Below are 4,820 nucleotides of genomic sequence, written 5' to 3' on the forward strand. Positions count from 1 at the left end.
CTCGGCCGAGGTCCAGGTAGCCTGGGAAGCTAGCAAGCGCGTCGGGGCACAGGTGGCCGAGACCGTGCGCCAGTTGGCGCGGCTGCGCAACGCCGCCGCCCGGCGCCAGGGCTTCCGGGATCACTTCCAGCGCTCGCTGACCCTGGACGAGCTCGATGAAAACCGCTTGATGGAGCTGTTCTCGCGCCTGGAGTCCGATACCCGATCGGCTTTCACTCGCCTCAAGGCCGAGATCGATTCCGACCGGGCTGCATGGTTCGGCGTCGCCGAATCGGCCCTGATGCCCTGGCACTATCCGGACCGGTTCTTTCAGGAAGCGCCTCCGATGGGCGGGGTCGACATGGATTCCCTGTTCGGCGAAGTCGATCCCACCGAGCTGGCGCAGCGCACCTACGACGGGCTCGGCCTCGAAGTACGCGACATCCTGGCCCGATCGGACCTGTACGCCCGCCCGGGAAAGAATCAGCATGCGTTCTCTCTACATCTCGACCGGGAAGGCGATGTGCGCACGCTCAACAACCTGGAGCGCGATCTGAATTGGAACAACACCCTCCACCATGAGCTGGGCCACGCCGTATACGACAAGTACCTGGACCCGTCCCTGCCCTGGATGCTGCGCATGCCTTCCCATACCCTGACGACGGAAGCCGTCGCCATCCTGATGGGCGGGGTCACCCTCCAGCGCCCATGGCTGACCGGCGTGCTTGGCCTGGGCGGCAGTCAGGCGGATCGAATCGCCCAGAGCGCCGGCCGCCGGGCGCGTGCCGACGGATTGATCTTCACCCGCTGGTGCCTCGTGATGACGCTGTTTGAGAAGGCGCTGTACCACAACCCTGAAGGTGACCTGGATGGCCTGTGGTGGGACCTGGTCGAGCGCTATCAGCTGCTGCGAAGACCGGCCGGGCATAATGCCCCCGACTGGGCAGCCAAGTACCACGTGGCCCTGGCCCCGGTCTACTACCAGAACTACGAACTCGGCCATCTGGTGGCCGATCAGATCGACCACTGCCTGAAGCAGGAGGCCGGCGGGCTGGTTGGCCGCAAAGCGGCAGGCCAGTGGCTGAAGGACCGGATCTTCCTGCCCGGCGCCACCCACGACTGGGAGGCGCATGTCGCCTCGGCGACCGGCGAGCCGCTCAATCCGGCGTACTTCGCTCGGGCGCATGCATAGACCCCATCCCGCATACCCGGTCCGCCGGGAGCGGTGCCGGCTGGGATGATGATGCCCAGCCGATCGGGCGAACGGATCGCGCGGGCGCCGGAATAGCCGACGCCGCGCTGGCCACCACAATACCCCCGGGCCGTTGCCGGCCCGGGGGTCCCTTTCATCCTGAGACCTTCACAATCTGCAGGTCCTGCAGGAGCCCGACGGCCGCCGGGGGCAGCTCTTTGCCCTCAGGAACGCCCTCCCTCAATCGCCGAAGGCTTCCACGCTCCAACCCAATTCGTAGTTCGGCATGGACTCGCGCCCGGAGGCGAGATCCCCGCAGACGAGAGGTGACCGTGGGCCATTGTGAGACTCGGCTTGGGTGGCCTAAGGCGCCCCGGGGCCTTCAGCTGGCGCCTCGCCGACCATCGGTGTCGTCGCTCGCAAGAAGCCGGCGAAGAGAAGGATCGCGCCCAGGAATTCGCTCAGGTACAGAACGCCGGTGACGCCCATGCGGCTGAACTCGCCGCCGAGCGCCGGGAGCAACGCCCCGGCAGCGATCATCAGGTTTCCGAGGGTGCGGTGCAGCAGGATCCGCTTGCGCCAGAAGATCCAGGCCGAGTACAGCGCCCCACCCACCAGCGTCACCGTCCCATATAGGTTGAAGATCGGGGTCAGGGAGCGAATTCCCGAAGTCACAATGGCGTGCCCGCTCAGCTCGCTGGCGGTGTGCAGGCCGGAGGTCATCAACGAGGGATCGAGTTCAGCGCCGAACACTCGGGAGGCGGCGTACAGCGAGCCGATCCCAAGGGCGACCATCAGCCCGTCGGCCCAACGGCGCTTGGCCAGCAGGTACACGGTGCCTTGCCCCAGCCAGGCCGCGACCAGGATCGCGCCGAACAAGTACCACAGGCGGAAGGCCAGGGGATTCCACCCCCACAGGCCATAGTACGCCTCGCAGAAGCCGCCGATGGCGTAGAACGTCATGCCGATCCCCCATAGCAGCAAGTATGGCCCTCGGCGCCGGGCATAGCGGCGGAAGACGATGGCCGCAAAGACAAAACTCAGGATCGAGGAGGCCAGCGGAATGAGGGTCAGGAAAGTGTTCATCTGTTCACTCCATCGCCCGCATCGGGGCGTCGGGGCACCTGGCCGAAGCCTGCGGACACCTAGCCTCCGACGCCGGGCAGCAGACCCAGCCCAATCGCCAGGGCGAGGATCACCGCCGCGGACAGGGCGACCAAGAGCACAATCAGGAAAAGCGGAACCAGGCGTTCGTACAATCGCGGATACTTGCGCGAAGTCGGGTCGCGCGGTTTCTCTGGGGCCACCTCGCGATTCTAACACCCCTGTCTCGGCCCTGGGCTCGGTATGCCCCAGGCGGCTAAGGGAGGAGGGATCCGCAGCTCTGCGCTACACAAACGACGAAGCCCGGCGGTAACGCCGAGCTTCGCAACCCGGTTTCTGCAGGACAGGCGTCAGTTGTTGGTGGACCTCAGGCCAAGCTCCGAGCCCGAACGAACGCCAACGATCTGTGCCAGGATGCTCAGGGCGATCTCCTCCGGCGCCCGCCCGCCGATGTCGAGGCCGATCGGGGCATACAGCCGCCCAAGCTCTTCCTCCGTCAGGCCGGCTTCCAGCAGGCGCTCATGCCGGAGACGGTTGGTGCGTTTGCTGCCAAGGGCTCCAACGTAGAAGGCCGGACTGCGCAGGGCTGCGATGACGGCCGGATCGTCGATCTTCGGGTCATGCGATAGGATGGCGACCGCTGTCCCATCGGTTACGCCCAGTGAGTCCAATGCTTCATCCGGCCACAGGATCAACCGATCGTCCGCCTCGGGTAAACGCTCCGCCGTGTTGAACCCGCGACGAGGGTCTATCACGACGACCCGGTAGCCGGCTGCCTTCGCCAGCCGGCAGAGCGCAACGCCGATGTGCACCGCCCCGACGATCACCAATAGCGGCGGCGGTCGATCGACATCGAAGAAGACCTCGACCTCGGCCTCCGGCTGGGGGTAGATCCTGACCTCGGGGCTGCCGCTGGCGAGCAGCTCGCGACCGTCGGCCTCCATCGCCGCTGTGAGCTGGGATGGCGGCGTCGACCCGTCGGCTCCCGTGCCGTCGACCAGCCGCGAGCTCCCGATCATCGCCTCCGGCCCACCCACCACGACCGCCCGCACGGCACTGCGGCGCTCGGCGATGGCCGCCGCCCAGCGCTCGAAGGCCCCGGGCTGCGCCAGCAGTCCGGACACCGGCTCGACCAGGACCCGGATCTCTCCTCCGCACGCCAGGCCGAGCTGCCAGGCGGTGTCATCGGCCACGCCGTAACGCAGAAGCCGGGGTCGGCCGGTCCGCAGCACCCCGAGGGCCTCTTCCACAACGGCGCCCTCGACGCAGCCGGCACTGACCGAGCCGACCATGGCACCATCCTGATCGATCAACATCTTGGACCCGGCCGGCCGCGGGGCTGAGCCCCAGGTGCTGACAACCGTCGCCAGCGCCACAGCTTTGCCCTGCGCCAGCCAGGCCTGCAGATCAGACAACACATCCCGCATGGCGCGGCTCTCTTCCTCCGGTCGGCCCTCCGATCAGGCCTTGGCCTGATCGATGCCGACCTGCAACTGACCCAGCCGTTTCGACCGGTCGGCCACGAAGCGCTCGATGCCTTTCAGCACCCACTCCGGTGACAGGTGCGCCTCTTCCAACACCTCGTCGACCGTGCCGCCTGTGCGCCAGCGGTTGTCCCAGTCGGAGGACATGGCGTACTCCTCGGCCACCTTGTTGAACAACCAGTCGTGCATCGACGCTCGCGACTGCGTCGTGAGCACGGTTGAGTCCGTCCGGTCGCCAGGGGTGAGGATCTTGCTTCGATAGGCCTCCGGCTGCAGGGCGAACAGCTCGGGGCTGGCGCCATAGACGATCTTGACGTTGAGCCCTTGCCGGTCGAGGTCGGGCAGGATCTTGGTGATGGCGACCATGCTGCTGGTGCCCTGCACGACCACGGTGCCACCCTTCGGCTTTCCCGGCTGGTAGTCGCGGACGATGTAGGCGCCTTGTGCGGCCTCGAAATGCGAAGCCATCCCCAGCGCCGGACGGTCCGGAATCACGATCGGCGGCCGCGTCAGGTGCAGGACGACGACTGGCGCCTTCTGCTGCAAGGCGGCCCCCATCAGCACCGGGACCTCGTTGTACTCCCACGGATGCAGGTTGATGACATGGCCGCTGGGGAACAGCTGCATCACTGCCGGCGAGAACACACCGAAATGCGTACGGCTGTCATCGGCCGTCTCCGGTCCCGAATGCCCGGCGACATACACCACCTTGCCCGTCTTGAGCTGGCAGTCCTGCGACAGCTGGCTGAACAGACGCAGCATGCCGTACTTGAGATACGAGAACGATCCATAGGTTGAACAGGCTCCCCAGAAGCCGTCAAACGAAGCCTCCGGGTCCTGTGCGAAGTTGACCGTCGCCATCCCGACCAGCATGCCGACGTTGGCGAACTCTGTGATTTCCTGGGGCAGCAGAGCCCCCTCCGGCGTGCCGTAGCGCTCGTACCAACCGTACCCCTTGAAGTCGCCGTAGCCCTTGGCGAAGCCGCTGATGTTCGTCGAATCCGCCAGGTCGGCCGAGGCGGCCAGGAAGATCGGGCGATCGTACTTCTCGGCGCCGTAGC

5 protein-coding genes are annotated in these 4,820 nt (G+C 66.5%); 1 reads left to right on the forward strand and 4 read right to left on the reverse strand.

Features of this window, described 5'->3' with window-relative positions:
* On the forward strand, window positions 1-1,171 hold a 1,171-nt coding region (locus MUO23_05080), incomplete at its 5' end, for a hypothetical protein (GenBank protein ID MCJ7512325.1).
* 363 nt (window positions 1,172-1,534) lie between these two features.
* Here the strand turns inward: MUO23_05080 and MUO23_05085 are convergent.
* From MUO23_05085 to MUO23_05100, 4 genes are all read right to left on the reverse strand, one after another.
* Window positions 1,535-2,257, reverse strand: a complete 723-nt coding sequence (locus MUO23_05085) for a hypothetical protein (GenBank protein MCJ7512326.1) — start codon at window positions 2,255-2,257, stop codon at window positions 1,535-1,537.
* 59 nt (window positions 2,258-2,316) lie between these two features.
* A complete protein-coding gene (locus MUO23_05090) occupies window positions 2,317-2,478 on the reverse strand; it encodes a hypothetical protein (GenBank protein ID MCJ7512327.1) in 162 nt (53 codons plus the stop codon).
* Window positions 2,479-2,625: 147 nt separating this feature from the next.
* Window positions 2,626-3,702, reverse strand: coding sequence for an XdhC family protein (locus tag MUO23_05095; GenBank protein ID MCJ7512328.1), 1,077 nt, complete (start codon window positions 3,700-3,702; stop codon window positions 2,626-2,628).
* 33 nt (window positions 3,703-3,735) lie between these two features.
* Window positions 3,736-4,820: hypothetical protein (locus MUO23_05100; protein ID MCJ7512329.1), on the reverse strand; the 1,085-nt coding region annotated here is incomplete at its 5' end.

The organism is Anaerolineales bacterium (genome assembly GCA_022866145.1).
Lineage (GTDB): Bacteria > Chloroflexota > Anaerolineae > Anaerolineales > E44-bin32 > PFL42.